Genomic DNA, 23,813 nt, shown 5'->3' with positions numbered 1-23,813 from the left:
GGGCCCCGTGCGTCGCCGTCTCATTCAGTCCACCCTCGCCGTGGTCCTTGTTGTGATTGCCGTGTTCGGGGTTTCGCTCGTCATCGTCGAGACCCGGACCATCAGTGCCAGTGCGCAGGAACGCGTGGATCTGGAGGCGCTGCGGCTGGCCAGCATCGTCGACAGTCGGATTCTCGGGGATGAGCAGATCAGTGCCGAGATTCTCGAGGATCAGGTCACGGACGAGCGGTATGCGCGTGTCGAGATTCCGGGGCGGGATCCGATCGAGATCGGCACCAAGCCCAGCGGTCGCGTCATCCAGTCGAAGGAGGCCAGGGGCGAGGAGGGCGAGACGGTCACGGTCGAGGAGCCGCGGTCCTCGGTCACCCGCGAAGTCGGCCGTACGTTCCTGATCATCGGCGCGGTCGCCCTGCTCGCGGTGATCGCCGCCGTACTGCTCGCCGTACGCCAGGCCAACCGGCTCGCCTCCCCGCTGACCGACCTCGCGGAGACCGCCGAGCGGCTCGGCTCCGGGGACCCGCGACCGCGCCACAAGCGGTACGGAGTGCCGGAGCTGGACCGCGTCGCCGATGTGCTGGACAGTTCCGCCGAGCGCATCGCCCGGATGCTCACGGCCGAACGCCGGCTGGCCGCCGACGCCTCCCACCAGCTCCGTACGCCCCTCACTGCCTTGTCCATGCGCCTGGAGGAGATCACCCTCACCGACGACCCGGACACGGTGAAGGAGGAGGCGACCATCGCGCTCGGTCAGGTGGAGCGCCTCACGGACGTGGTGCAACGGCTGCTCACCAACTCCCGCGACCCGCGCACCGGCTCCGCCGTCACCTTCGACCTGGACGAGGTCATCAACCAGCAGCTCGCGGAATGGCGCCCCGCCTACCGCAGCGCGGGCCGCGCCATCGTCAGCTCGGGCAAGCGGCATCTGCAGGCGGTGGGCACCCCAGGAGCGGTGGCCCAGGTGCTGGCCGCCCTGATCGAGAACTCGCTCATGCACGGCGGCGGCACGGTCGCCCTGCGCACCCGCGTCACCGGAAACCAGGCCGTGGTCGAGGTGACCGACGAGGGCGAGGGCGTCCCCGCCGAGCTCGGCGCCCGGATCTTCGAGCGGGCCATCAGCGGCCAGAACTCCACCGGCATCGGCCTCGCCGTGGCCCGTGACCTGGCGGAGGCGGACGGCGGTCGGCTCGAAATGCTCCAGGCCCAGCCGCCTGTCTTCGGCCTGTTCCTGTCGCGTACGCCGAAGAAGCGGGCGTCGGCGGGCCAGGAGCCGGAGCAGACAGTGCGATAGCGCCGGGGTTGGTGTTCAGCGCACGCGCTGGAACTGGCGGGTCGGGCGGTCCTCCGTCAGGAACGATTCGGCACTGGCCACGGCCTCGCGTGCCGGGAGCGTGCGGAACACCCAGGTGCGGTAGGACCAGAAGCGGAACAGGGTCGCGATACCGATGCCGAGGAACTTGAAGACGTTGCTCTGCAGGGGGCTGTCGAGGCCGAGGCCGTAGGTGGCGGCGAACAGAATGCCGTTCTCGATGACCAGGCCGATGGCGCTGAACAGCAGGAAGAGCGAGAGTTCCTTGGTGCGGCCGCTCTTGTCGCGGTCGCGGTAGGTGAAGTAGCGGAACCCTATGTAGTTGGAGACGATCGCCACCACCGTGGCGATCACACTGGCTCGCACGACCTGCAGGTCCGTGGTGCTGCGTACGAGGTTGAAGACGAGAAGGTTGACCAGCAGTCCCATGCCGCCGACTGCCCCGAACTTGGCGACCTCCCGTGTAAGACGGTCGATGCGCTGGCGTACCGCGCTGCGCGGCGCGGCATGTGCCCCGCGTGAACCACCTTTGCCCATGGTGTCGCCCAGCCCCCGTCTCGTCGGATATGCCAACTTCGTCAACTTCCGTCGACTCCGCCATGTTATCCAGCTCTCCCGGTCCAGTCCTGGGCAGAGCCGCAGATGTGGCCGGTACGTGATGAACATGCGGATGTTTCGATGATCATGCGGGCTGCTTGGGCGCCCCGGTGCGCCCGTTACCCTGGGTGCGTGACGTTCCCGGTAGTCGGCATGGTCGGCGGGGGCCAGCTCGCTCGTATGACGCACGAGGCTGGCATCCCGCTCGGCATCAGATTCAAGCTCCTCAGTGACACTCCCCAGGACTCGGCGGCGCAGGTCGTCAGCGATGTCGTCGTCGGCGACTATCGCGATCTCGACACGCTGCGTGACTTCGCGCGGGGCTGCGATGTGATCACCTTCGATCACGAGCATGTGCCCACCGAGCATTTGCGGGCCCTGGAGGCGGACGGCATTCCCGTACGCCCCGGCCCCGACGCTCTCGTGCACGCCCAGGACAAGGGCGTGATGCGCGCGAGACTCGACGCGATCGGGGTGCCGTGTCCACGGCACCGGATCGTGAGCGATCCCGAGGACGTGGCCGCGTTCGCGGGGGAAGGTGACGGCTTTCCCGTCGTCCTCAAGACCGTCCGCGGCGGCTACGACGGCAAGGGCGTGTGGGTCGTGGGGTCCGCGGCGGAGGCCGAGGATCCCTTCCGCGCCGGCGTCCCGGTCCTCGCCGAGGAAAGGGTCGACTTCGTACGGGAACTCGCCGCGAACGTGGTCCGCTCGCCCCACGGCCAGGCGGTCGCATACCCCGTCGTGGAATCGCGGCAGGTCAACGGCGTCTGCGACACGGTGATCGCCCCGGCCCCGGACCTGCCCGCGGAGCGGGCGCTCCAGGCCGAGCAGCTCGCCCTGAACATCGCCAAGGAACTCGACGTCATAGGCCACCTCGCCGTCGAGCTCTTCGAGACCCGCGACGGCCGCATCCTGGTCAACGAGCTGGCCATGCGCCCCCACAACTCCGGCCACTGGTCCCAGGACGGCGCGATCACCTCCCAGTTCGCCAACCACGTCCGCGCGGTCCTCGACCTGCCCCTCGGCGACCCGCGCCCGCGCGCCGAGTGGACGGTCATGGTGAACGTCCTCGGCGGCGACTACCCCGACATGTACTCCGCGTACCTGCACTGCATGGCCCGTGACCCACAGCTCAAGATCCATATGTACGGCAAGGACGTGAAGGTGGGCCGCAAGGTCGGCCACGTCAACACCTACGGCGACGACCTGGCCGACGTCCTCGACCGCGCCCGTCACGCAGCCGCATACCTGAGAGGGACGATCACCGAATGAGCACTTCGGCTGAGTCTGCAGATTCTTCGACGGGTCCCGTCGTCGGCATCGTCATGGGCTCGGACTCCGACTGGCCCGTCATGGAAGCGGCGGCCCAGGCCCTGGACGAGTTCGAGATCGCGTACGAGGTCGATGTCGTCTCCGCGCACCGGATGCCGCGCGAGATGATCGCGTACGGCGAGGAGGCGGCGGACCGCGGCATCAAGGTGATCATCGCGGGTGCGGGCGGAGCCGCTCATCTGCCGGGCATGCTCGCCTCCGTGACCCCGCTGCCCGTGATCGGCGTGCCCGTGCCGCTCAAGCACCTGGACGGCATGGACTCGCTGCTGTCGATCGTGCAGATGCCGGCCGGGGTGCCGGTCGCCACCGTGTCGGTCGCCGGCGCACGCAATGCCGGACTGCTCGCGGCCCGTATCCTCGGCGCCCACGACGAGGAACTCCGGGGCCGTATGCGGGAGTTCCAGCAGGAGCTGAACGACCAGGCGGCGGAGAAGGGCAAGCGCCTGCGCGCCAAGGCCGAAGGTGCGTCGGGCTTCGGCTTCGGTTCGGGGAGCTGAGGGCGTGGCGCCGCTGACCTCCCTGGACGAAGCCCGGGAACTGCTGCGCCAGTTCCCGGTCGCCGACGGGCACAACGACCTCCCCTGGGCCCTGCGCCAACAGGTCCGCTACGACCACGACGCCCGCGACCTCGCCACCGACCAGAGCGCGCACCTGCACACGGATCTGCCACGGCTGCGCGCGGGCGGCGTGGGCGCCCAGTTCTGGTCGGTGTACGTCCGCTCGGACCTGCCGGAGCCCGTGTCCGCCACGCTCGAACAGATCGACTGCGTACGGCAGTTGATCGCGCGCCATCCCGCGGACCTGAGGGCCGCGCTGACGGCCGCCGACATGGAGGCGGCGCGCGGCGAGGGCCGTATCGCCTCGCTGATGGGCGCGGAGGGCGGCCACTCGATCGCGAGCTCCCTGGCGACGCTACGGGCGCTGTACGCGCTGGGCGTCCGCTATATGACGCTCACCCACAACGACAACATCCCCTGGGCGGACTCCGCGACGGACGAGCCGAGCGTGGGCGGCCTGTCGGCCTTCGGCCGCGAGGTGGTCCGGGAGATGAACCGCGAGGGCATGCTCGTGGACCTCTCGCACGTCGCGCCGACGACGATGCGCGACGCCCTCGATACGACCGTCGCGCCCGTGATCTTCTCCCACTCCTCCTCGCGCGCGGTGTGCGACCACCCCCGCAACATTCCCGACGACGTACTGGAGCGCCTGCCGGCCAACGGCGGCGTGGCGATGGTGACGTTCGTGCCGAAGTTCGTCCTCCAGGCGGCCGTCGACTGGACGGCGGCGGCGGACGAGAACATGCGCGAGCACGGCTTCCACTCCCTGGACACCACGTCGGAGGCGATGAAGGTCCACCGCGCCTTCGAGGACTCGCACCCCCGCCCGGTCGCCACGGCCGCGACGGTCGCCGACCACCTGGACCACATGCGCGAGGCCGCCGGAATCGACCACATCGGCATCGGCGGCGACTACGACGGCACGGCCTTCACCCCCGACGGCCTGCACGACGTCTCGGGCTACCCGAACCTCATCGCCGAACTCCTCAGCCGCGGCTGGTCAAAGCCCGACCTCGCCAAGCTGACCTGGCAGAACGCGGTACGGGTCCTGGGAGCAGCGGAGGATGTGGCACGCGCCGAGCGTTCCCGCAGGGGGCCGTCGAACGCGACACTGGCGCAACTGGACGGCTAGCCAGGGGGCTTCCGCCGCTGGACGGGATGCCCGATCAGCATGGTCGGAGCACCCCGAACTCGAGTCAGGAACACTGTCGCCGAGTTCGGCCCCTGCGGCTTCACCTTGCGGCGGAGTTCCTCCGGCTCGACCGCCGAGCCGCGTTTCTTGACGGTCAGGGTGCCGACTTGGCGCTCTCGGAGCAGCGCCTTCAACTTCTTTACGCTGAAGGGGAGCTGGTCGGTGATCTCGTAGGCGGTGGCGTACGGGGTCGGGGTCACGGCGTCCGCGGTGACGTACGCGATCGTCTCGTCGAGCAGTCCGCCGCCGACCTCCTCGGCGACCTCCGCGACCAGATGGGCGCGGATGACGGCACCGTCTGGTTCGTACAAGTACCGCCCCGGCGCCCGGACTTGAGGATCGGGCAGCCCACGGCCACGCAGGCTGCGCGGCCCTGGCAAGAGGGTGGCGCGCACAAGGCCGGGCTCGGTGCCGAACCACAGCACGGCCTCCTTCACGTCCCCGGAATCCGAGACCCACTCGGCCTCGGCGTCGCCCGGAACCGCCTCGTGCGGAATCCCGGGCGCGATCTTCAGCGCGGCACGAGGTGCCTTGAGGGCCGCCTCGACGGCCCAGGAGAGAGGCGGCGAATAGGCCTCGGGGTCGAAAACACGCCCGCCCGTCACCCGACCACCGCCCCTCACCGACCCGCTGCGCGCGGCCCCTCCTTGTCTGCCACCGCGCCTGGCGGGGTCGACAAAGACCGCGTCGTGCGAGGATGTATCGACCTCCGTGACATCCGACTCCCGTACGTCGATCAGGTCGCCGAGTCCGAGCGCGTCGGCGTTCGCTCGCGCCACCGCGCAGGTCAGCGGATCGCGGTCGACAGCCAGGACACGTACCCCCGCGCGGGCGAGGGCGATCGCGTCGCCGCCGATGCCGCAGCAGAGATCGGCGACGGACCGTACGCCGAGCTCCGTGAAACGCTCCGCCCGGTACGCCGCGACCGTCGCCCGGGTCGCCTGCTCGATCCCGTTGGCGGTAAAGAACATCCGCCCGGCGTCAGCGCCCCCGAACTTTCCCGCCGCCCGCTGCCGCCACCGCGCCTGCGCGATCGCCGCGGACACGAGCTCGGCGGGATGCTCCCGCCGCAACCGCGTGGCCACGGCCAGCTCCTGCGCCGGTTCGACCTCCCGCACCTCGTCGAGGAGAAACCGTCCGCGGTCGGTGAGCAGCGCGGCGAAGGAGGCCAGAGGGTCGTGATCGTCCACGGTTCCATTGTGGGCCAGTCGGTGGATGGTGCGCGCCCGGCAGCGGTGTCGGGGGGCTCGTACGGCTCATGCCTGTGAGGATCCGGGACCATGCGTTCCGTACGACAAGATGGCAGAACTGGCTTCAGTCGCGCTCTCGCCATGGCCGTACTCGCGTCCGCACTGCTCGCCGTCGGCGCCACCGGCTGTTCCCGGCCCGTCGACCCGGTCGAACGGCTCGACAAGAAGGCGACGTCCACGCTGCGGACCCACAGCCTCCCGGCCGCGACGTACCGCCGCTGGGGCCTGCCCGCCCCGCTCCCCCCGGCGCCGAAGCCACCCGGCCGCCCCGCCGTACGCCCCGCGGGTCCGGGCCTGCCGCCCGTCGTCGACCGCGTCCCCACCCGCGACAAGGTGGTCTTCCTGACCTTCGACGACAGCGCCGAGCGGGATCCGAGGTTCGTCGACATGGTCCGCGAACTTCGGCTGCCGGTCACCATGTTCCTCACGGACAGCGTCGTCGGACCGGGGTACGCGCACTTCGGTCGCCTGCGCGCGGTAGGCGCGAGCGTCCAGAACCACACCCTGGACCACCCCTACCTGCCCGGCCTCCCCTACGCCGGCCAGCGAGCCGAGATCTGCGGCCAACAGGAGAAACTCAAGCAACGCTTCGGAATCCGCCCCCGCCTCTTCCGCCCCCCGTACGGCGCCCACAACGACGACACGCTCAGAGCAGCAGCGGACTGCGGAGTCACGGCGGTGGTCCTGTGGCGCGACCCGGACCGCCTGCGAGCGGGCGACATCCTCCGCCCCGAGGGCCGCAACGGCGCGACCCTCGCGGAGACGACGACCAGAGTGCTGAACGACATCCAGGAGCAGGGCTTCACGGTGGCGCGCCTGGAGGACTACCTGTCGCCATCCAGCCCGTCCGGCGTTTGAGGACGAGGCGGCAAGGCCGATACGGGGGTCTGAGGGAGGAGCCCCCAGGGGACGGCGACACCGACCCAGGGTGCCCAATAACCGCGAACACGCCGGAGGCGATTGGCACTCCGCTTGACCGAGTGCTAATCGCGGTCATAGTCTCAGGTCTGGCACTCCCCAGTGGAGAGTGCCAACAACGCGACGGGCAGGTCCGGCACCCGCGACGACGGATCGACCTGGTCGCCACCTCAGACAGTTAACCCCGTGAGATCTCCGAAGGGGGAGGTCGGATCGTGACGACCGCCAGCTCCAAGGTTGCCATCAAGCCGCTCGAGGACCGCATTGTGGTCCAGGCCGTCGAGGCCGAGCAGACCACGGCCTCTGGCCTGGTCATCCCGGACACTGCGAAGGAGAAGCCCCAGGAGGGCGTCGTCCTCGCCGTGGGCCCGGGCCGGTTCGAGAACGGCGAGCGCCTGCCGCTCGACGTGAAGACCGGCGACATCGTGCTGTACAGCAAGTACGGCGGCACCGAGGTGAAGTACAGCGGCGAGGAGTACCTCGTCCTCTCGGCTCGCGACGTGCTCGCGATCATCGAGAAGTAATTCACCCAGGTTTGCTTTGAACTGCGCCCCTGGCCCCCCGCAACCACTAAGAAGCCGGGCGCCGGGGGCGCGGTTCGTTTTTTCCGAAAGGACTGACTCAGCTCCATGGCGAAGATCCTGAAGTTCGACGAGGACGCCCGTCGCGCCCTCGAGCGCGGCGTCAACAAGCTGGCCGACACGGTCAAGGTGACCATCGGCCCCAAGGGCCGCAACGTCGTGATCGACAAGAAGTTCGGCGCGCCCACCATCACCAACGACGGCGTCACCATCGCCCGCGAGGTCGAGGTCGAGGACCCGTACGAGAACCTCGGCGTCCAGCTGGTGAAGGAGGTGGCGACCAAGACCAACGACGTGGCGGGTGACGGTACGACCACCGCCACCGTGCTGGCCCAGGCGCTGGTGCGCGAGGGCCTGCGGAACGTCGCCGCCGGCGCGTCCCCCGCCGCCCTGAAGAAGGGCATCGACGCGGCCGTCGCCGCGATCTCCGAGGACCTCCTCGCGACCGCCCGTCCGATCGACGAGAAGGCTGACATCGCCGCCGTCGCCGGGCTTTCCGCCCAGGACCCGCAGGTCGGCGAGCTGATCGCCGAGGCGATGGACAAGGTCGGCAAGGACGGTGTCATCACCGTCGAGGAGTCCAACACCTTCGGTCTCGAGCTGGACTTCACCGAGGGCATGGCCTTCGACAAGGGCTACCTGTCGCCGTACTTCGTGACGGACCAGGAGCGCATGGAGGCCGTCCTCGACGACCCGTACATCCTGATCCACCAGGGCAAGATCTCCTCCATCCAGGACATGCTGCCGCTGCTGGAGAAGGTCATCCAGACCAACTCCTCCAAGCCGCTGCTGATCATCGCCGAGGACGTCGAGGGCGAGGCCCTGTCGACCCTGGTCGTGAACAAGATCCGCGGCACGTTCAACGCGGTGGCCGTGAAGGCCCCCGGCTTCGGCGACCGCCGCAAGGCGATGCTCGGCGACATGGCCACCCTCACCGGTGCCACCGTCATCGCCGAGGAGGTCGGCCTCAAGCTGGACCAGGCCGGTCTTGACGTGCTGGGCACCGCCCGGCGCGTGACCGTCACCAAGGACGACACGACGATCGTCGACGGCGGCGGCAAGTCCGACGACGTCGCGGGCCGCGTCGCCCAGATCAAGGCCGAGATCGAGACCACGGACTCCGACTGGGACCGCGAGAAGCTCCAGGAGCGCCTCGCGAAGCTGGCCGGCGGCGTGTGCGTGATCCGCGTGGGCGCGGCCACCGAGGTCGAGCTCAAGGAGAAGAAGCACCGTCTGGAGGACGCCATCTCCGCGACCCGTGCCGCGGTCGAGGAGGGCATCGTCTCCGGTGGTGGCTCCGCGCTCGTCCACGCCGCGAAGGTCCTGGAGGGTTCCCTCGGCAAGACCGGCGACGAGGCCACGGGTGTCGCCGTCGTCCGCAGGGCCGTCGTCGAGCCGCTGCGCTGGATCGCGGAGAACGCGGGCCTCGAGGGCTACGTCATCACCGCCAAGGTGGCCGAGCTCGACAAGAACCAGGGCTTCAACGCCGCGACCGGCGAATACGGCGACCTGGTCAAGCAGGGCGTCATCGACCCGGTCAAGGTCACCCGCTCCGCCCTGGAGAACGCCGCCTCCATCGCCTCCCTGCTCCTGACGACCGAGACCCTGGTCGTCGAGAAGCCGGCCGAGGAGGAGCCGGAGGCCGGGGGCCACGGCCACGGTCACTCCCACTGAGCCACGGACAGCTCGGACAGTAGGGCGGTACGTCCCTGACGACGCCCGGCGAAAGGCCCGGTACCCCAAGCGCGGGTACCGGGCCTTTCGCGCTGCCAAGCCGGATGCCCGGCCGCCTGCTCGGCTTCCCGGCTAGAGTTCGAGCGGGTCGAGCACTCCGAGCTGGGCCATCAGCCCCAGCCGGTCGTACTGCCACCAGCCCTCGACGATCTTGCCGTCCTCCCGGCAGCGGAAGATGGTCGTTCCGGTCATGCCGACCGTCCTGCCGGTCGACGGAATCCCCAGGAAGTCACCTTTGTGGGTGCCGTTCCAGGTCCAGCGGGTACTGACGCGGTCGCCCTGGGCGATCTGGTCGTCAAGGGTGAACGTGAAGTCGAACGCTCCGCGCCACATCCCCATCTCGCGCCGTATCGCGTCGAGTCCGATGGTGTCCTGGTCGTTGGAGGGATCGTGGTCGTGGTAGTTCTCCGCGATCAGATCGTTGAGCGGAGGCAGTTCACCTTTCGTGCCCATCGCCTCGAAGAGCCTGCTGACATTGGCCGCGTACAGCTGTTCGTCCCGTACGACGTCCAGGTCCGTGAACGTCGGCATCTCCTCGCAGAGCGCCACCATCTCGCGGAAGACCTCGTCCGTTTCGGGCAGATTCGAGTTCCGCATAGCCTCCTCGTACGACGGGAACTCGACGATCTCGATGATGTGCGACGAGTCGGACCGGTCCTGGCCGATCAGACTGTGCGTCGCCGTCCGCTTCCCCTTGGTCCGCTCGACCCAGGTGTCCATGAGCTGGTTCACCTCGTCGAACCGACTCGTCTTGCAGTCGATGAGTTGCACAAAGGTCATGACGCCGCCTCCAGCCCCCCTGACTCCGGCTGAATCCCCCATTTTAGTGAAAATCGCCCAGGAGTGTTTTAGTTGAATGAGCGACTTGAATGGGTGCCTTGAAATTGAGGGGTTTGAAATAAGGGCTTGAGGCGATCAGGCGCCGGCTGCGACGGCCGGGCGCTACTGCGGCCCGTATTTCCGCCCCGTCCTCGAGCTGATCCCGCCGAGCAGACCACGCGGGGTCACCTTCACGATGCCCATGAGGGCTTTGTAGCGAGGGTCGGGGATGGATACCGACTTGCCGCGGGCCAGGTCCGCGAGTGCCGTCGTGACCAGCTTGTCGGCGTCGAGCCACATCCAGTTGGGGATGTTGTCCGTTCCCATCCCGGCCCGCTCATGGAACTCCGTACGCACAAATCCGGGGCACAGCGCCATCAGCCGGACCCCGGACCCGGCCAGATCTCTCGCCGCGCCCTGCGTGAACTGCACGACCCAGGCCTTGGACGCCCCGTAGGTGCCACGCGGCAGGAACGCGGCCACCGACGCGACGTTGACGATGCCCCCACGACCCCGGTCCCGCATGGACTCCGCAGCCGCCGAGGTCAACCGGAGCACCGCCTCGCAGTGCACCTTGAGCATCTTCAGCTCGTCGGCCATCGGTACGTCCAGATAGCGGCCCTTGTTGCCGAAGCCGGCGTTGTTGACCAGCAGGTCGACCGGGTGCTTACGGTCCGAGAGGCGGCCGGCCACCGCCTCGATGCCGTCGTCCGTCGCCAGGTCCGCCGACAGCACCTCCGCCTCGATGCCGTGCCGGTCGTGCAACTCGGTCGCCTGCTCGCCGAGCCGCTTCTTGTCACGCGCCACCAGCACGAGGTTGTGGCCGTCGGAGGCCAGGCGCCGTGCGAAGGCGGCGCCGATGCCCGCGGTCGATCCCGTAATCAGAGCCGTTGTCATGGCCCAAGGTTATTGAGTGCTCGCCGACTTGAGAGCACCGGATTCCCGGATTCCGCCACACCGGAGTGACGGTCCGTCAACTCTGCTGCGCCATATAGGTCCGCGCCCTCTCGATCGCCTCCGGATGCAGCGCATCGCCCGCCGCGAGCAGCCGCGGCAGCAGCTCCCGCTCGGTGGTGACCGCGCGGAACTGGAAGGAGACGGTCACCTCGTGGTCCGGTCGGTGCACGATCTCGATCGGGTCCCCGGCCCGTATCTCCCCCGGCTCGATCACCCGCAGATACGCTCCGGGCGCCCCCTTCCGCGTGAACCGCCTGACCCAGCCCTTCTCCCCGAGATGGCCCTGGAACGTACTGCACGGAATCCGCCCGCTGGTGACCTCGAGGACCACCTCGGAACCGATCCGCCAGCGCTCCCCGATCTTCGCGCCGGATACGTCGAGCCCCTCCGTGGTGAGGTTCTCGCCGAACGTGCCGCTGACCAGGGTCCGCCCGAGCTCCCGCTCCCAGTCGTCGAGATCCTCGCGCGCGAAGGCGTACACGGCCTGGTGGTCCCCACCGTGATGCCGCGTGTGACACACGGCGTCCCCGGCCACCCCACTGGCCCCGACCCCCTTGGGCCCGGGCGCCGCCACCCGCACCGGCCCGGCCACCGGCCGCTTGTCGATCCCGGTCACACGCTCCGGCTGATCCGTGTGCTCGCTGGCCTCGGCCCGGCCCAGATTCAGAGAAAGAAGCTTCATGCCGGCACGCTAGGCGATGGGCGACCAAAGGTGCGGTGCAATATTCGGCAACGTACCCAAGATGCGCTTATGCTCAGAACGTGATCGAAGCCCGTCATCTCCGTGTGCTGCGCGCCGTGGCCGCCACCGGTTCCTTCTCGGCGGCGGGGCGTGAGCTGGGCTGCACCCAGCCCGCCGTCAGTCAGCAGATGAAGGCCCTCGAAGCCTCCGTCGGCACCCCGCTGCTGATCCGCACGGGCCGCGAAATGCGCCTGACGCAGGCGGGCGAGGCGCTTGTGCGCCATGCCGCGGGCATCATCGCCGGCCTCACCGCCGCCGAGGAGGAGGTCGCCGCGATCGCGGGCCTGCGAGCGGGACGGGTCCGCCTGGTCTCGTTCCCCAGCGGCAGCTCCACGCTCGTGCCGACCGCGCTCGCCGCCCTGCGCGCCGCACACCCCGGCACCCGGGTCTCCCTGGAGGAGGCCGAGCCGCCGCACTCGGTGAAGATGCTCCGCGAGGGCGACTGCGATGTGGCGCTGGCCTTCCGGTACGAGGGCGCGGCGGGCGCCGAGGAGTGGGACGACCTGGTGGTGCGGCCGCTGCTCAGCGACCGGCTCGTCGGGCTCGTACCGGAGGGGCACCGGCTGGCCCGTGCGAAGTCGGTCGCCCTCGGCGAACTCGCCGGGGACCCGTGGATCGCGGGCTGCCCCCGCTGCCGCGGCCAGCTCGTCGAGGCCTGCGAGAGCGCCGGTTTCACTCCGCGTATCGACTTCGCGACCGACGACTACCCGGCGGTGGTCGGTCTGGTCGGTGCGGGTCTGGGCGTCGCCGTCCTGCCGGAGCTCGCCATCGAGTCCGTACGCCCCAAGAGGGCACGCACGGTGACGGTGGAACCCGCGCTCCGGCGGGAGATCGTCGCGCTCACGCTGCCCGACCTGGCCCACGTGCCCGCGGTGGCGGCCACGCTGAACGAGTTGGCCCGCGCCGCGGCGCGCTGAGAAGAGCGCAGCCCTCAGCGGAGCATCGCCTGGCGAACTCTGCGCAGAAACGTTCCTTCAATTGTTCAGTTGTTCGATGGAACGCCCCCGCTCGGCGCCGAGGCCGATACCAGCCGGTTGCGGGCGCGTCCCATGAGCTCTTCACGTTCGTCCTCGGTGAGTCCGCCCCATACCCCGTACGGCTCGCGCACCGCCAGCGCGTGCGCCGCGCACTCCGCGCGTACCGGGCACCTCATGCAGACCTCTTTGGCCGAGTTCTCGCGAGCGCTCCGGGCTGCCCCGCGCTCGCCCTCCGGGTGGAAGAACAGGGAGCTGTCGACTCCGCGGCAGGCCGCGAGGAGCTGCCAGTCCCACAGATCCGCGTTGGGTCCGGGAAGGCGGGAGAAATCTGCCATTGCGTTGTCCCCTTGTGGCCGTTCAGGCGGGTGCGTGCCCATGATCGCGTGTAGACGATCTAAGGAGATGAAAATATGACTCATTGCGAATCTAGCTACAGACACCAGCGAATGGGAAGAAAAACGTCTGAATGGGGCATGCCTTGTGATGAAACCTTGAGGGTCCTTTGCGGGTGTCTGCACCGTGTCCGCGCCCTCACGTAGAGTGCCGAAGGTGGCCCACCGCCCCGTAACTCTTTCGAGTGACCGTCGTTGAGTGTGCTGAGGCGGTTGAAGGAACAAACGCTCGGTCGGACGGCAGAATCCGTCGGCGAGTATCGACCGCACAGGTGACGATTCGTACCAGCCTGGAGGCTCAAGGTGACGCGCAGCAGCTGTGAGAGCCGCGGAGGACAGTCATGACATCGGTCCTCGTCTGCGACGACTCCCCGCTTGCCCGAGAGGCGTTGCGCCGCGCGGTCGCGACCGTGCCCGGCGTCGAGCGTGTGACGACGGCGGCCAACGGCGAGGAAGTCCTCCGCCGCTGGGGCGCCGACCGCTCGGACCTGATTCTGATGGACGTACGCATGCCCGGTCTGGGTGGCGTGGAGACGGTCCGGCGACTGTTGTCCGCCGATCCCGGTGCGCGCATCATCATGCTCACCGTCGCCGAGGACCTGGACGGTGTGGCGCTCGCCGTGGCCGCCGGTGCCCGCGGTTATCTGCACAAGGACGCCTCGCGCGCCGAGCTGCGGGCGACCGTGACGCAGGCACTCGCCGACCCGACCTGGCGGCTCGCCCCGCGCAGGCTCCGCTCCGCGGAGATGGGTGCCGCACCGACGCTCACCGCGCGAGAGATCCAGGTGCTCGAGGGCATGAGCCACGGCCGGTCGAACGCGGAGATCGGCCGTGAGTTGTTTCTCTCGGAGGACACCGTCAAGACCCACGCCCGGCGCCTGTTCAAGAAGCTCGGCGCCTCGGACCGTGCCCATGCGGTGGCGCTCGGTTTCCGGTGGGGCCTGGTCCGTTAGGTGAAGTGCAGCGGGGGTAGGAAAACCCCCGCCTGCCGCGTGGTGGGCGGGGGTGGAGAGAGGGCCCGACAGGTGCCCGCTGCTCGTTTCGGCGCCGATGCCGCATCCTTGAGGTGTGGAGTTCCTCGGGGACGAGTCGGTCGAGCGGGAGGGGAGGGCGCAGGAGATGAGTTCCGGCGCACCTGCTCATAACGCTTCGGTGCACAACAACGAACGCGGTGCCACGGAACAGACGACGCCAAGGCACCATGGACCGATGCGCGACGACGAGGCGGCCACTGCCCAAGGGGCAATCGGTTCGCTCGTGCATCGTGCTGTCGACGGTGACGAGCAGGCCACGCACGATCTGCTCGCCCATGTACACCCCCTCGCGCTGCGCTACTGCCGCACCCGGCTGTCCCGGCTGCCTGGTGACGCACGGCACTTCGTCGAGGACCTGGCGCAGGAGGTCTGCGTGGCGGTGCTGCTCGCACTGCCGCGCTACAAGGACACGGGGCGCCCCTTCGAGGCATTCGTCTTCGCCATCGCCGCGCACAAGGTCGCCGATCTGCAGCGCGCCGCGATGCGCCACCCCGGCTCGACGGCCGTGCCCTCGGACGAGATGCCCGAGCGGCCCGACGACTCCCTCGGCCCCGAGGAGCGCGCCCTCCTCAGCAGCGACGCCGAGTGGGCCAAGAAGCTCCTGGCGAACCTTCCGGAGAACCAGCGTGAGCTGCTGCTCCTGAGGATCGCGGTGGGCCTCACGGCCGAGGAGACGGGCCAGATGCTGGGGATGTCTCCGGGAGCGGTCCGGGTCGCTCAGCACCGGGCGCTGAGCCGCCTGAGGGCGCTGGCCGAGCAGTAGGGCCGGCTTCCGGGATCCCTGGATCGGCGGGAGTCGGGCAGGTGGTGAACGAGGAGGCCACCAGGACCGTACGAACCCACGAAGCGGCGGAGCAGCCCATGGTGTGGAATCAGAGCCCCCAGTTCGCCGTTAGCATGGACATCCGCACCGATCAAGGCCATTTGGGGAAGGTGTCATGACTGCCAACGTCGACGGAGTGCCCGAGAAATTCGCGACACTCGGGCTGACCTACGACGACGTGCTGCTGCTGCCGGGCGCGTCGGACATGGCGCCCGACCAGATCGACACCGCCTCGTACGTCTCCAAGAACGTGCGGGTGAACATCCCGCTGCTGTCCGCCGCGATGGACAAGGTCACCGAGGCCCGCATGGCGATCGCGATGGCCCGCCAGGGCGGTGTCGGTGTGCTGCACCGCAATCTCTCCATCGAGGACCAGGCCAACCAGGTCGACCTGGTGAAGCGCTCGGAGTCCGGCATGGTCGCCGACCCGATCACGGTGCACCCGGACGCGACGCTCGCCGAGGCGGACGCGCTGTGCGGCAAGTTCCGTATCAGCGGTGTCCCGGTCACCGATGGCGGCGGCAAGCTGCTCGGCATCGTCACCAACCGCGACATGGCCTTCGAGACCGACCGATCGCGTCAGGTGCGCGAGGTGATGACGCCGATGCCGCTGGTCACCGGCAAGGTCGGCATCTCCGGTGACGACGCGATGCAGCTGCTGCGCCGCCACAAGATCGAGAAGCTGCCGCTCGTCGACGACGCCGGTGTCCTCAAGGGCCTCATCACGGTCAAGGACTTCGTGAAGGCCGAGAAGTACCCGAACGCGGCGAAGGACGGCGAGGGGCGCCTGCTCGTCGGTGCCGCCGTGGGCGTCGCGGGTGACGCGTTCGAGCGCGCCCAGGCCCTCATCGAGGCGGGTGTCGACTTCATCGTCGTCGACACCGCGCACGGCCACTCCAAGCTCGTCGGCGACATGGTCGCCAAGATCAAGTCGAACTCGTCGGGCGTCGACGTGATCGGCGGCAACATCGCCACGCGCGACGGCGCCCGCTCGTTGATCGACGCCGGCGTGGACGGCATCAAGGTCGGCGTCGGCCCCGGCTCGATCTGTACGACGCGGGTGGTCGCCGGCATCGGCGTACCGCAGGTGACGGCCATCTACGAAGCGTCGCTCGCCGCCAAGGAGGCCGGGGTCCCGGTCATCGGTGACGGCGGCCTGCAGTACTCCGGCGACATCGCGAAGGCCCTGGTCGCGGGCGCCGACACGGTCATGCTGGGCTCCCTGCTCGCGGGCTGCGAGGAGTCGCCGGGCGAGCTGATGTTCATCAACGGCAAGCAGTTCAAGTCGTACCGCGGAATGGGCTCCCTGGGGGCCATGCAGTCCCGCGGCGACCGCAAGTCGTTCTCCAAGGACCGCTATTTCCAGGAGGGCGTCGCCTCCGACGAGCAGCTCGTCCCGGAGGGCATCGAGGGCCAGGTGCCCTACCGTGGCCCGCTCTCCTCGGTCGTCCACCAGCTGGTGGGCGGTCTGCGCCAGTCGATGTTCTACGTCGGTGGTCGCACCGTTCCGGAGCTGCAGGCGAACGGCAAGTTCGTACGGATCACCTCGGCGGGCCTCAAGGAGAGCCACCCGCACGACATCCAGATGACGGTCGAGGCGCCGAACTACAGCCGCAACAAGTAGTCGTACGACGCCGTAATCGGCATCCGCGCGCGCGTGCAGCGCGGCCAAGGGCGGCCCCGGGAGCTTCGGGGCCGCCCTTGTCATAGGCGTCGGGGATACTGGAAGACGCTGCAACGAAGAGGGAAAGGCCACAGAACGTGACTGAGATCGAGATCGGGCGCGGCAAGCGCGGCCGCCGGGCATACGCCTTCGACGACATCGCCGTCGTCCCCAGCCGCCGTACGCGAGACCCGAAGGAGGTCTCGATCGCCTGGCAGATCGACGCCTACCGCTTCGAGCTGCCCTTCCTGGCCGCCCCCATGGACTCGGTCGTCTCTCCGGCCACGGCCATTCGCATCGGCGAGCTGGGCGGCCTCGGCGTACTGAACCTCGAAGGCCTGTGGACGCGGTACGAGGACCCGCAGTCGCTCCTCGACGAGATCGTCGAGCTGGACGCCGAGACCGCGACCCGCCGCCTCCAGGAGATCTACACGGCTCCCATCAAGGAGGAGCTGATCGGGCAGCGCATCAAGGAGGTGCGCGACTCGGGCGTGGTCACCGCCGCCGCGCTCTCACCGCAGCGCACGGCCCAGTTCTCCAAGGCCGTCGTGGACGCGGGCGTCGACATCTTCGTGATCCGCGGTACGACGGTGTCGGCCGAGCATGTATCGGGCGCCTCCGAGCCGCTGAACCTGAAGCAGTTCATCTACGAGCTGGACGTCCCCGTCATCGTCGGCGGCTGTGCCACGTACACGGCGGCGCTGCACCTGATGCGTACGGGCGCGGCCGGTGTCCTGGTCGGCTTCGGCGGCGGCGCCGCGCACACGACGCGCAACGTCCTGGGCATTCAGGTGCCCATGGCCACGGCGGTGGCGGACGTTGCGGCGGCCCGCCGGGACTACATGGACGAGTCCGGCGGACGGTACGTACACGTGATCGCGGACGGCGGTGTCGGCTGGTCCGGCGACCTCCCGAAGGCCATCGCCTGCGGCGCCGACGCGGTCATGATGGGCTCCCCGCTGGCCCGCGCCACGGACGGCCCCGGCAAGGGAAACCACTGGGGCATGGAAGCCGTCAACGAAGAGCTCCCGCGCGGCAAGAAGGTCGACCTCGGCACGGTCGGCACGATCGAGGAGATCCTCGCGGGTCCCTCGCACACCCCCGACGGTTCCATGAACTTCTTCGGTGCGCTGCGGCGGGCGATGGCGACCACCGGGTACAGCGAGCTGAAGGAGTTCCAGCGGGTTGAGGTCACGGTGGCGGACTCGCAGCACAAGCGGTGACGTGACGCTGCGCTCGTCTTGAGCGAAGGGAGGGGCCCGGTTGCCCGTGTGGGTGACCGGGCCCCTTTGCTGTGCCCGATTGGGCTGGTCATGGTGAAGTGCCGCCAGAGGTGGATCTCGCGGATCCTCGGTTGGTGAGCGGCCGCCGCTTCACAACCTGTGCGCCGCCCCCGTAGGCGTAGCTCCCCGCGTATCCAGCAGCAACTGTGCCTTCACCGACAACCCCTGGAGGTCGTACGTGCGGTGGTGCTGGAGCAGGATCGTCAGGTCGGCGTCGGCGGTGGCCTCGTAGAGGGAATCCGCGCGCGGGACCGGGCGGTCCAGAACGCTCCAGGATGGTACGTACGGGTCGTCGTAGCTGATGGCGGCGCCCAGCTCCATCAGCCGGAGAGCGATCTCCTGAGCGGGGGAGCCCTGTTGGTCGGCGTGGTCGGGCTTGTACGTCACGCCGAGGAGCAGCACGCGTGCGCCTCGGGCCGACTTGCCGTGTTCGTTGAGGAGCGTGGCCGCGCGCTGGATGACGTACTGGGGCATGTGGTTGTTGACCTGCTGGGCCAGTTCGACCATGCGCAGGGCACGGGTCTTGGGGCCCGCGAGGTCCCGGGGGACGGCGTGGCCGCCGACTCCGGGGCCGGGGCGGAAGGCCTGGAAGCCGAAGGGCTTGGTCTCGGCACAGCGGATGACGTCCCACAGGTCGACGCCCAACTCGTGGCAGAGTACGGCCATTTCATTGACCAGGGCGATGTTGACGTGCCGGTAGTTGGTCTCCAGGAGTTGCACGGTCTCCGCTTCGCGTGGTCCACGCGCGCGTACCACCTTGTCGGTGAGCCGGCCGTAGAAGGCGGCGGCCGACTCGGTGCAGGCGGGGGTGAGGCCGCCGATGACCTTCGGGGTGCTGGCGGGGGTGTGGTCGCGGTTGCCCGGGTCGACACGGCTGGGCGAGTACGCGAGGTGGAAGTCGCGGCCCGCGCGCAGCCCGGAACCCTCTTCGAGGAGAGGGCGTAGGAATTCCTCTGTGGTCCCCGGGTACACGGGTGACTCCAGGATGACCGTGGTGTGCGGACGCAGATGTGTGGCCAGGGCCCGCGCGGCGGCGGTCACCTGGGTCAGATCGAGCCCGCCGTCCGCGCCGCGCGGGGTGGGTGTGCAGATGACGGCGGTGCGGACGCGGCCGAGTTCGGCGGGGTCGGTGGCCGGGCGGAAGCCTGAGGAGAGCATCCGGCGCAGGTCGGCGGCGGACAGCGGTGCGGGGTCGCCGCTCTGGTAGCCGAGCGTGGGGATGCCGGCGGTGGCGGCGGCCTGGGCCAGGGGCAGGCCGAGCTGGCCGAGGCCGATGACGGCGAGATCTGCGGGCATGGCGGTGGGCCGTCCTTCCCAATAGCCGAGGCGGGACAACGGCGCAAGCCCTGTGGACAGAACGGGCGAGCGCAATGTCAGACTAGGAGTAAATATGACCGATTTGCGGGATTGTCCGGTGGTGATTCCGTGCGAGTCGCCGAGAGTTGTCCACAGGCTGGCGGTGGGTGGTGGCCGAAGTCGGGCAACGCCGTCAGACTTTGGGTGCGGGGAATGTGGGCCGAGCCTCGCCGACCAGATGAGGCCGGCTCGACGGAAAGCGGGAGGCAGCGGTGAGGACAGCGGCACTGGGACCGGCGGAGCGCGCCGAGTCACTCGCATCCATGGCCGAGCACGAGCTGGATCTGCTGGTCGTGGGCGCCGGCGTGGTCGGCGCAGGCACCGCTCTGGACGCCGCGACCCGCGGACTGTCCACCGGCCTGGTCGAGGCGCGTGACTGGGCGTCAGGCACGTCGAGCCGGTCGAGCAAGCTCATACACGGCGGGCTGCGCTATCTGGAGATGCTCGACTTCGCGCTCGTGCGGGAGGCGTTGAAGGAGCGCGGCCTGTTGCTGGAGCGGCTGGCACCGCACCTCGTGAAACCGGTGCCGTTCCTGTATCCCCTGCAGCACCAGGGCTGGGAGCGGCTGTACGCGGGATCGGGCGTCGCGCTCTACGACGGCATGTCGATGGCGCGCGGTCACGGACGAGGGCTGCCCATGCACCGTCACCTGACGCGCCGCCACGCCCTGCGCGTCGCACCCTGCCTGAAGAAGGACGCACTGGTCGGGGCCCTGCAGTACTACGACGCGCAGATGGACGATGCCCGCTATGTGGCGACACTGGTGCGCACGGCGGCGGCGTACGGCGCGAAAGTCGCCAACCGCGCGCGCGTGACCGGCTTCCTGCGCGAGGGCGAGCGTGTCGTCGGTGCCAGGGTGCAGGACGTGGAGGCGGGCGGGGAGTACGAGATCCACGCCAAGCAGGTCGTCAACGCCACAGGGGTGTGGACGGACGACACCCAGGCGATGGTGGGCGAGCGAGGGCAGTTCCATGTACGGGCGTCCAAGGGCATCCACTTGGTCGTCCCGAAGGACCGGATCCACTCGACGACGGGACTGATACTGCGGACCGAGAAGTCCGTGCTGTTCGTGATCCCGTGGGGACGCCACTGGATCCTGGGTACGACGGACACCGACTGGGACCTGGACAAGGCGCATCCGGCCGCGTCCAGCGCGGACATCGACTATCTCCTGGAACACGTCAACTCGGTGCTGGCGGTGCCGCTCACACGTGACGACGTGCAGGGGGTGTACGCGGGGCTGCGGCCGCTGCTGGCGGGGGAGTCGGACGCCACCAGCAAGCTGTCGCGCGAGCACACCGTGGCGCATCCGGTGCCGGGGCTCGTGGTCGTGGCGGGTGGCAAGTACACGACGTACCGCGTAATGGCCAAGGACGCGGTGGACGAGGCGGTGCACGGTCTCGACCAGCGCGTCGCCGACTGCGTCACCGAGGACATCCCGCTCATCGGCGCCGAGGGGTACCGGGCGCTGTGGAACGCGCGGGCGCGGATCGCCGCGCGGACCGGGCTCCATGTGGTGCGCGTGGAACACCTGTTGAACCGGTACGGGGCGCTCGCCGAGGAGGTGCTCGACCTCATCGCCGAGGACAGCTCCCTGGGCGAGCCGTTGCCGGCCGCCGAGGACTATCTGCGCGCCGAGATCGTGTACGCCGCCTCGCACGAGGGGGCGCGGCACCTGGACGACGTACTGACCCGGCGTACGCGCATCTCGATAGAGACGTTCGACCGCGGGACGCGCAGCGCACGGGAGGCCGCGGAGCTGATGGCGCCGGTGCTCGGCTGGGACGAGGACCAGATCGAGCGTGAGGTGCAGCACTACGAGAAGCGGGTCGAGGCCGAGCGTGAGTCGCAGCGGCAGCCGGACGACCTGACGGCCGACGCGGCACGACTGGGGGCGCCGGACATCGTGCCGCTGTAACTCAGCCTGCCCTCGCCGGGGTTGGGGGTGGCGCATTCCGATTGTGGCCACCCTGGGCACTGACTGCTCGTCGGGTGAGGGACAATGGAGGCTCTGTCGGGGCGGGTTGCATGAGGGGACGCATGTCGGAGCCGGAGCGGGACGGGACATCTCGTCAGGACAAGAGTGAACGTCTCCTCGCCGGTCGGTACCGGCTGGGAGAAGTCCTCGGCCGCGGCGGCATGGGCACCGTGTGGCGAGCCAAGGACGAGACGCTGGGCCGGACGGTCGCCGTCAAGGAGCTGCGGTTCCCGTCGAGCATCGACGAGGACGAGAAGCGGCGGCTGATCACGCGCACCCTGCGTGAGGCCAAGGCGATCGCTCGGATCCGGAACAACGGCGCGGTGACGGTCTTCGACGTGGTCGACGAGGACAACCGGCCGTGGATCGTGATGGAGCTCATCGAGGGCAAGTCCCTCGCCGAGGCGATCCGTGAGGACGGGCTGCTCACTCCGAAGCGCGCTGCGGAAGTCGGGCTCGCGGTCCTCGACGTACTGCGTGCCGCACACCGCGAGGGCATCCTGCACCGTGACGTGAAGCCGTCGAACGTGCTCATCTCCGAAGACGGCCGGGTCGTGCTCACCGACTTCGGTATCGCGCAGGTCGAGGGCGACCCGTCCATCACCTCGACCGGCATGCTCGTCGGCGCGCCCTCTTACATCTCGCCCGAGCGGGCGCGCGGCCACAAGCCGGGGCCCGCGGCCGACCTCTGGTCGCTCGGCGGTCTGCTGTACGCCTCGGTGGAGGGTGTGCCGCCGTACGACAAAGGGTCCGCCATCGCGACGCTCACCGCGGTGATGACCGAGCCGCTCGAACAGCCGAAGAACGCGGGGCCGTTGGAGAAGGCCATTTCCGGACTCCTTGTGAAGGACCCCGAGCAGCGGCTCGACGAGGCGGGTGCGCGGGCGATGCTCACCGAGGTGATCCACGCGCCCGAGCCCAAGGAGACCGAGCCCGAGCCGGAGCCTATGGACGCGACGAAGGTCGTGCCCTTGCCGGACGTGCCGGAGGCCCCCTCGAAGAAGGGAAGTCCGGGCGGCGGGGCCGGGGGCGGTTCCGGGACCAGGCCGGGCAAGGCGAGCAAGAAGGGCGAGGAGGCGGCCGAGCGGTTGCTCGGGGCGTTTCGTTCCGTACGGAAGAGTGCTGCCGCGTCGGCGGGGGCGGCCTCGGCGGCCGTGGCCGGGGTGCGGGGGAAGCAGGACAGATCCACCGCCGACTCCGAAGGCTCTGCCGAGTCATCCGGCGCCACCGAGTCGGCCGAATCCGGCAGCTCCGCCGAGCCCGCCAACTCCGCCGATTCAGCCGGCTCTACCGAGTCCGCCGGCTCTGCAGGCTCGACCGAATCAAAGGTTTCCTCCGGGGAGGGCGCGGCAACCCCGAGCGAGAAGACGCCCGCCGGCGAGAAGGCCGAAGCACCCGCGAAGGACAGCGAGAAAGCCGCCGTCGGGCTGAGCTCTGGCGGAGCGGACTCCCGTGCCGCGAGCGGGACTTCCGAGGCCGGGACTTCGGGGGCCGGTGGCGGGACGCCGCCGTCCACCACCTCGAGGGTGCCGCTCAGCGGTGTGGTGTCGCGGCGGACGTTGGTGATCGTCGCGGTGGCCGTGGCGCTCGCCGTACTCGGGACGATTCTCGCGGTCGTGCTGGACGGCGATGACGATGCCGGGGCCCAGGGCAACAAGGGCGGAGGCAACGCAACCGCGTCCAGCGGGGCGAACGCCGGAAGCGGCACCAAGCAGGACGAGAACAGCGGTACCGGCACGGACAGCGGTGAAAAGCCGGAGTCCGCTGCCGGAGCCTCCGGAAGCCCGACCACGGGGGGCACGCCGAGCCCGAGCCCGACCCCGAGTGCGCCGAGTGGAACGAACGGAGGCGGTGGCGGGGATTCGAAGGACATCGCCGCGTCGACGTACAAGGCAGGCCAGGGATACTCGATCGGGCTGCCGAAGGGGTGGAAGTACCAGTCCACGAGCGCGAGCGGGGACAGGTTCGCCGGTCCTGACGGGCAGGAGCTGCTGATCGCCTGGACGTCCACGCCCAAGGATGACCCCGTCGCGGACTGGAAGAACCAAGAGCAGTTCATGGCGCGGTCGCAGTATCAGCGGATCCGCATCGAGAAGGTGGGCTACCGCGGCTGGAACGCGGCCGACTGGGAGTTCACGTTCACGGAGGGCGGGACCAAGTACCGCTCGATCGACCGCGGGTTCGTCGTCAACAACCAGCTCGGTCATGCGCTGATGTACACCGCGAAGGCTTCGGCCTGGGGCAGCGATCTTCGCAGGGACACCTGGCAGACACTCACGCGGACGTTCGAACCGAAGTCCTGAGGGACACAAGAGGGATAC

At 69.3% G+C, this 23,813-nt stretch carries 21 protein-coding genes; 14 read left to right on the top strand and 7 right to left on the bottom strand.

Annotation, left to right across the window (positions count from 1 at the left end; genetic code table 11):
- Positions 1-7 precede the first annotated feature (7 nt).
- Complete coding sequence (locus ACFYO0_RS23220) at positions 8-1,288, top strand: ATP-binding protein (RefSeq protein WP_388679034.1); 1,281 nt, start codon at positions 8-10, stop codon at positions 1,286-1,288.
- Positions 1,289-1,303: 15 nt separating this feature from the next.
- On the opposite strand, the gene ACFYO0_RS23215 is transcribed toward ACFYO0_RS23220, so the two are convergent.
- Positions 1,304-1,843 carry a GtrA family protein gene (locus tag ACFYO0_RS23215; protein WP_388679476.1) on the bottom strand — a complete coding sequence of 180 codons (540 nt, stop codon included), beginning with the start codon at positions 1,841-1,843 and terminating at the stop codon, positions 1,304-1,306.
- Positions 1,844-2,035: 192 nt separating this feature from the next.
- Between ACFYO0_RS23215 and ACFYO0_RS23210 the strand changes: the two genes are divergently transcribed.
- Genes ACFYO0_RS23210 through ACFYO0_RS23200 form a run of 3 tightly spaced genes read left to right on the top strand, consistent with a single transcriptional unit; the run spans position 2,036 to position 4,924 of the window.
- Positions 2,036-3,175, top strand: a complete 1,140-nt coding sequence (locus tag ACFYO0_RS23210; RefSeq protein WP_388679032.1) for a 5-(carboxyamino)imidazole ribonucleotide synthase — start codon at positions 2,036-2,038, stop codon at positions 3,173-3,175.
- A complete protein-coding gene (purE, locus tag ACFYO0_RS23205) occupies positions 3,172-3,732 on the top strand; it encodes a 5-(carboxyamino)imidazole ribonucleotide mutase (protein WP_388679030.1) in 561 nt (186 codons plus the stop codon). Before ACFYO0_RS23210 ends, purE begins: the two co-directional genes overlap by 4 nt.
- A 13-nt stretch (positions 3,733-3,745) precedes the next feature.
- On the top strand, positions 3,746-4,924 hold the full coding sequence (locus ACFYO0_RS23200; protein ID WP_388679474.1) for a dipeptidase: 1,179 nt from the start codon (positions 3,746-3,748) through the stop codon (positions 4,922-4,924).
- On the opposite strand, the gene ACFYO0_RS23195 is transcribed toward ACFYO0_RS23200, so the two are convergent.
- On the bottom strand, positions 4,921-6,174 hold the full coding sequence (locus ACFYO0_RS23195; RefSeq protein ID WP_388679027.1) for a methyltransferase domain-containing protein: 1,254 nt from the start codon (positions 6,172-6,174) through the stop codon (positions 4,921-4,923). The two genes, ACFYO0_RS23200 and ACFYO0_RS23195, sit on opposite strands and share 4 nt — an antisense overlap.
- A 141-nt stretch (positions 6,175-6,315) precedes the next feature.
- Here ACFYO0_RS23195 and ACFYO0_RS23190 point away from each other — a divergent pair, with 141 nt between their 5' ends.
- From ACFYO0_RS23190 to groL, 3 genes are all read left to right on the top strand, one after another.
- Complete coding sequence (locus ACFYO0_RS23190; RefSeq protein WP_388679024.1) at positions 6,316-7,092, top strand: polysaccharide deacetylase family protein; 777 nt, start codon at positions 6,316-6,318, stop codon at positions 7,090-7,092.
- Between the two features lie 275 nt (positions 7,093-7,367).
- Positions 7,368-7,676, top strand: coding sequence for a co-chaperone GroES (gene groES / locus ACFYO0_RS23185; protein ID WP_328769227.1), 309 nt, complete (start codon positions 7,368-7,370; stop codon positions 7,674-7,676).
- A gap of 105 nt (positions 7,677-7,781) precedes the next feature.
- The gene (gene groL, locus ACFYO0_RS23180; protein ID WP_388679021.1) at positions 7,782-9,407 is read left to right on the top strand and encodes a chaperonin GroEL; all 1,626 of its coding nucleotides are present in this window, start codon (positions 7,782-7,784) and stop codon (positions 9,405-9,407) included.
- Positions 9,408-9,539: 132 nt separating this feature from the next.
- Here the strand turns inward: groL and ACFYO0_RS23175 are convergent, their stop codons facing one another.
- From ACFYO0_RS23175 to ACFYO0_RS23165, 3 genes are all read right to left on the bottom strand, one after another.
- Complete coding sequence (locus tag ACFYO0_RS23175; RefSeq protein ID WP_388679018.1) at positions 9,540-10,247, bottom strand: ester cyclase; 708 nt, start codon at positions 10,245-10,247, stop codon at positions 9,540-9,542.
- Positions 10,248-10,409: 162 nt separating this feature from the next.
- The gene (locus tag ACFYO0_RS23170) at positions 10,410-11,183 is read right to left on the bottom strand and encodes an SDR family NAD(P)-dependent oxidoreductase (RefSeq protein ID WP_388679016.1); all 774 of its coding nucleotides are present in this window, start codon (positions 11,181-11,183) and stop codon (positions 10,410-10,412) included.
- Between the two features lie 76 nt (positions 11,184-11,259).
- Positions 11,260-11,925, bottom strand: a complete 666-nt coding sequence (locus ACFYO0_RS23165; RefSeq protein ID WP_388679014.1) for an MOSC domain-containing protein — start codon at positions 11,923-11,925, stop codon at positions 11,260-11,262.
- Positions 11,926-12,005: 80 nt separating this feature from the next.
- Between ACFYO0_RS23165 and ACFYO0_RS23160 the strand changes: the two genes are divergently transcribed.
- Positions 12,006-12,902, top strand: coding sequence for a LysR family transcriptional regulator (locus ACFYO0_RS23160; protein ID WP_388679012.1), 897 nt, complete (start codon positions 12,006-12,008; stop codon positions 12,900-12,902).
- Positions 12,903-12,967: 65 nt separating this feature from the next.
- On the opposite strand, the gene ACFYO0_RS23155 is transcribed toward ACFYO0_RS23160, so the two are convergent.
- Positions 12,968-13,297 carry a WhiB family transcriptional regulator gene (locus tag ACFYO0_RS23155; RefSeq protein ID WP_386351442.1) on the bottom strand — a complete coding sequence of 110 codons (330 nt, stop codon included), beginning with the start codon at positions 13,295-13,297 and terminating at the stop codon, positions 12,968-12,970.
- A 398-nt stretch (positions 13,298-13,695) separates the two neighbouring features.
- On the opposite strand from ACFYO0_RS23155, the gene ACFYO0_RS23150 reads away from it, so the two are divergent.
- The 4 genes from ACFYO0_RS23150 (at position 13,696) to ACFYO0_RS23135 (ending at position 18,097) form a co-directional block, all read left to right on the top strand.
- Positions 13,696-14,307 (top strand): response regulator transcription factor, encoded by a 612-nt coding sequence (locus tag ACFYO0_RS23150; protein ID WP_003948568.1) that lies wholly within the window; start codon positions 13,696-13,698, stop codon positions 14,305-14,307.
- 256 nt (positions 14,308-14,563) lie between these two features.
- The gene (locus ACFYO0_RS23145) at positions 14,564-15,151 is read left to right on the top strand and encodes a sigma-70 family RNA polymerase sigma factor (RefSeq protein ID WP_033323245.1); all 588 of its coding nucleotides are present in this window, start codon (positions 14,564-14,566) and stop codon (positions 15,149-15,151) included.
- A gap of 175 nt (positions 15,152-15,326) precedes the next feature.
- Entirely contained in the window at positions 15,327-16,835 is a 1,509-nt protein-coding gene (gene guaB, locus ACFYO0_RS23140) for an IMP dehydrogenase (protein ID WP_388679009.1), read from the top strand.
- A 137-nt stretch (positions 16,836-16,972) separates the two neighbouring features.
- Positions 16,973-18,097 (top strand): GuaB3 family IMP dehydrogenase-related protein, encoded by a 1,125-nt coding sequence (locus ACFYO0_RS23135; RefSeq protein ID WP_388679006.1) that lies wholly within the window; start codon positions 16,973-16,975, stop codon positions 18,095-18,097.
- A 150-nt stretch (positions 18,098-18,247) separates the two neighbouring features.
- On the opposite strand, the gene ACFYO0_RS23130 is transcribed toward ACFYO0_RS23135, so the two are convergent.
- Positions 18,248-19,453, bottom strand: coding sequence for a nucleotide sugar dehydrogenase (locus ACFYO0_RS23130; protein WP_388679003.1), 1,206 nt, complete (start codon positions 19,451-19,453; stop codon positions 18,248-18,250).
- Positions 19,454-19,725: 272 nt separating this feature from the next.
- On the opposite strand from ACFYO0_RS23130, the gene ACFYO0_RS23125 reads away from it, so the two are divergent.
- Entirely contained in the window at positions 19,726-21,432 is a 1,707-nt protein-coding gene (locus ACFYO0_RS23125) for a glycerol-3-phosphate dehydrogenase/oxidase (RefSeq protein WP_388679000.1), read from the top strand.
- Between the two features lie 122 nt (positions 21,433-21,554).
- Complete coding sequence (locus ACFYO0_RS23120) at positions 21,555-23,795, top strand: protein kinase (protein ID WP_388678997.1); 2,241 nt, start codon at positions 21,555-21,557, stop codon at positions 23,793-23,795.
- The last annotated feature ends 18 nt before the right edge of the window (positions 23,796-23,813 follow it).

It is taken from the genome of Streptomyces sp. NPDC006365, from assembly GCF_042870755.1.
Taxonomy (GTDB): Bacteria; Actinomycetota; Actinomycetes; order Streptomycetales; family Streptomycetaceae; genus Streptomyces; species Streptomyces xiangluensis.
This window is presented reverse-complemented; position numbering and strand designations above follow the sequence as displayed.

Coding starts and splice junctions, on each gene's coding strand:
- ACFYO0_RS23150 (WP_003948568.1), top strand. CDS start 13,696: ATGACATCGGTCCTCGTCTGCGACGACTCCCCGCTTGCCCGAGAGGCG.
- groL (WP_388679021.1), top strand. CDS start 7,782: ATGGCGAAGATCCTGAAGTTCGACGAGGACGCCCGTCGCGCCCTCGAG.
- ACFYO0_RS23120 (WP_388678997.1), top strand. CDS start 21,555: ATGTCGGAGCCGGAGCGGGACGGGACATCTCGTCAGGACAAGAGTGAA.
- ACFYO0_RS23130 (WP_388679003.1), bottom strand. CDS start 19,453: ATGCCCGCAGATCTCGCCGTCATCGGCCTCGGCCAGCTCGGCCTGCCC.
- ACFYO0_RS23145 (WP_033323245.1), top strand. CDS start 14,564: ATGCGCGACGACGAGGCGGCCACTGCCCAAGGGGCAATCGGTTCGCTC.
- guaB (WP_388679009.1), top strand. CDS start 15,327: ATGACTGCCAACGTCGACGGAGTGCCCGAGAAATTCGCGACACTCGGG.
- ACFYO0_RS23170 (WP_388679016.1), bottom strand. CDS start 11,183: ATGACAACGGCTCTGATTACGGGATCGACCGCGGGCATCGGCGCCGCC.
- ACFYO0_RS23215 (WP_388679476.1), bottom strand. CDS start 1,843: ATGGGCAAAGGTGGTTCACGCGGGGCACATGCCGCGCCGCGCAGCGCG.
- ACFYO0_RS23155 (WP_386351442.1), bottom strand. CDS start 13,297: ATGGCAGATTTCTCCCGCCTTCCCGGACCCAACGCGGATCTGTGGGAC.
- ACFYO0_RS23190 (WP_388679024.1), top strand. CDS start 6,316: ATGGCCGTACTCGCGTCCGCACTGCTCGCCGTCGGCGCCACCGGCTGT.
- ACFYO0_RS23165 (WP_388679014.1), bottom strand. CDS start 11,925: ATGAAGCTTCTTTCTCTGAATCTGGGCCGGGCCGAGGCCAGCGAGCAC.
- purE (WP_388679030.1), top strand. CDS start 3,172: ATGAGCACTTCGGCTGAGTCTGCAGATTCTTCGACGGGTCCCGTCGTC.
- ACFYO0_RS23175 (WP_388679018.1), bottom strand. CDS start 10,247: ATGACCTTTGTGCAACTCATCGACTGCAAGACGAGTCGGTTCGACGAG.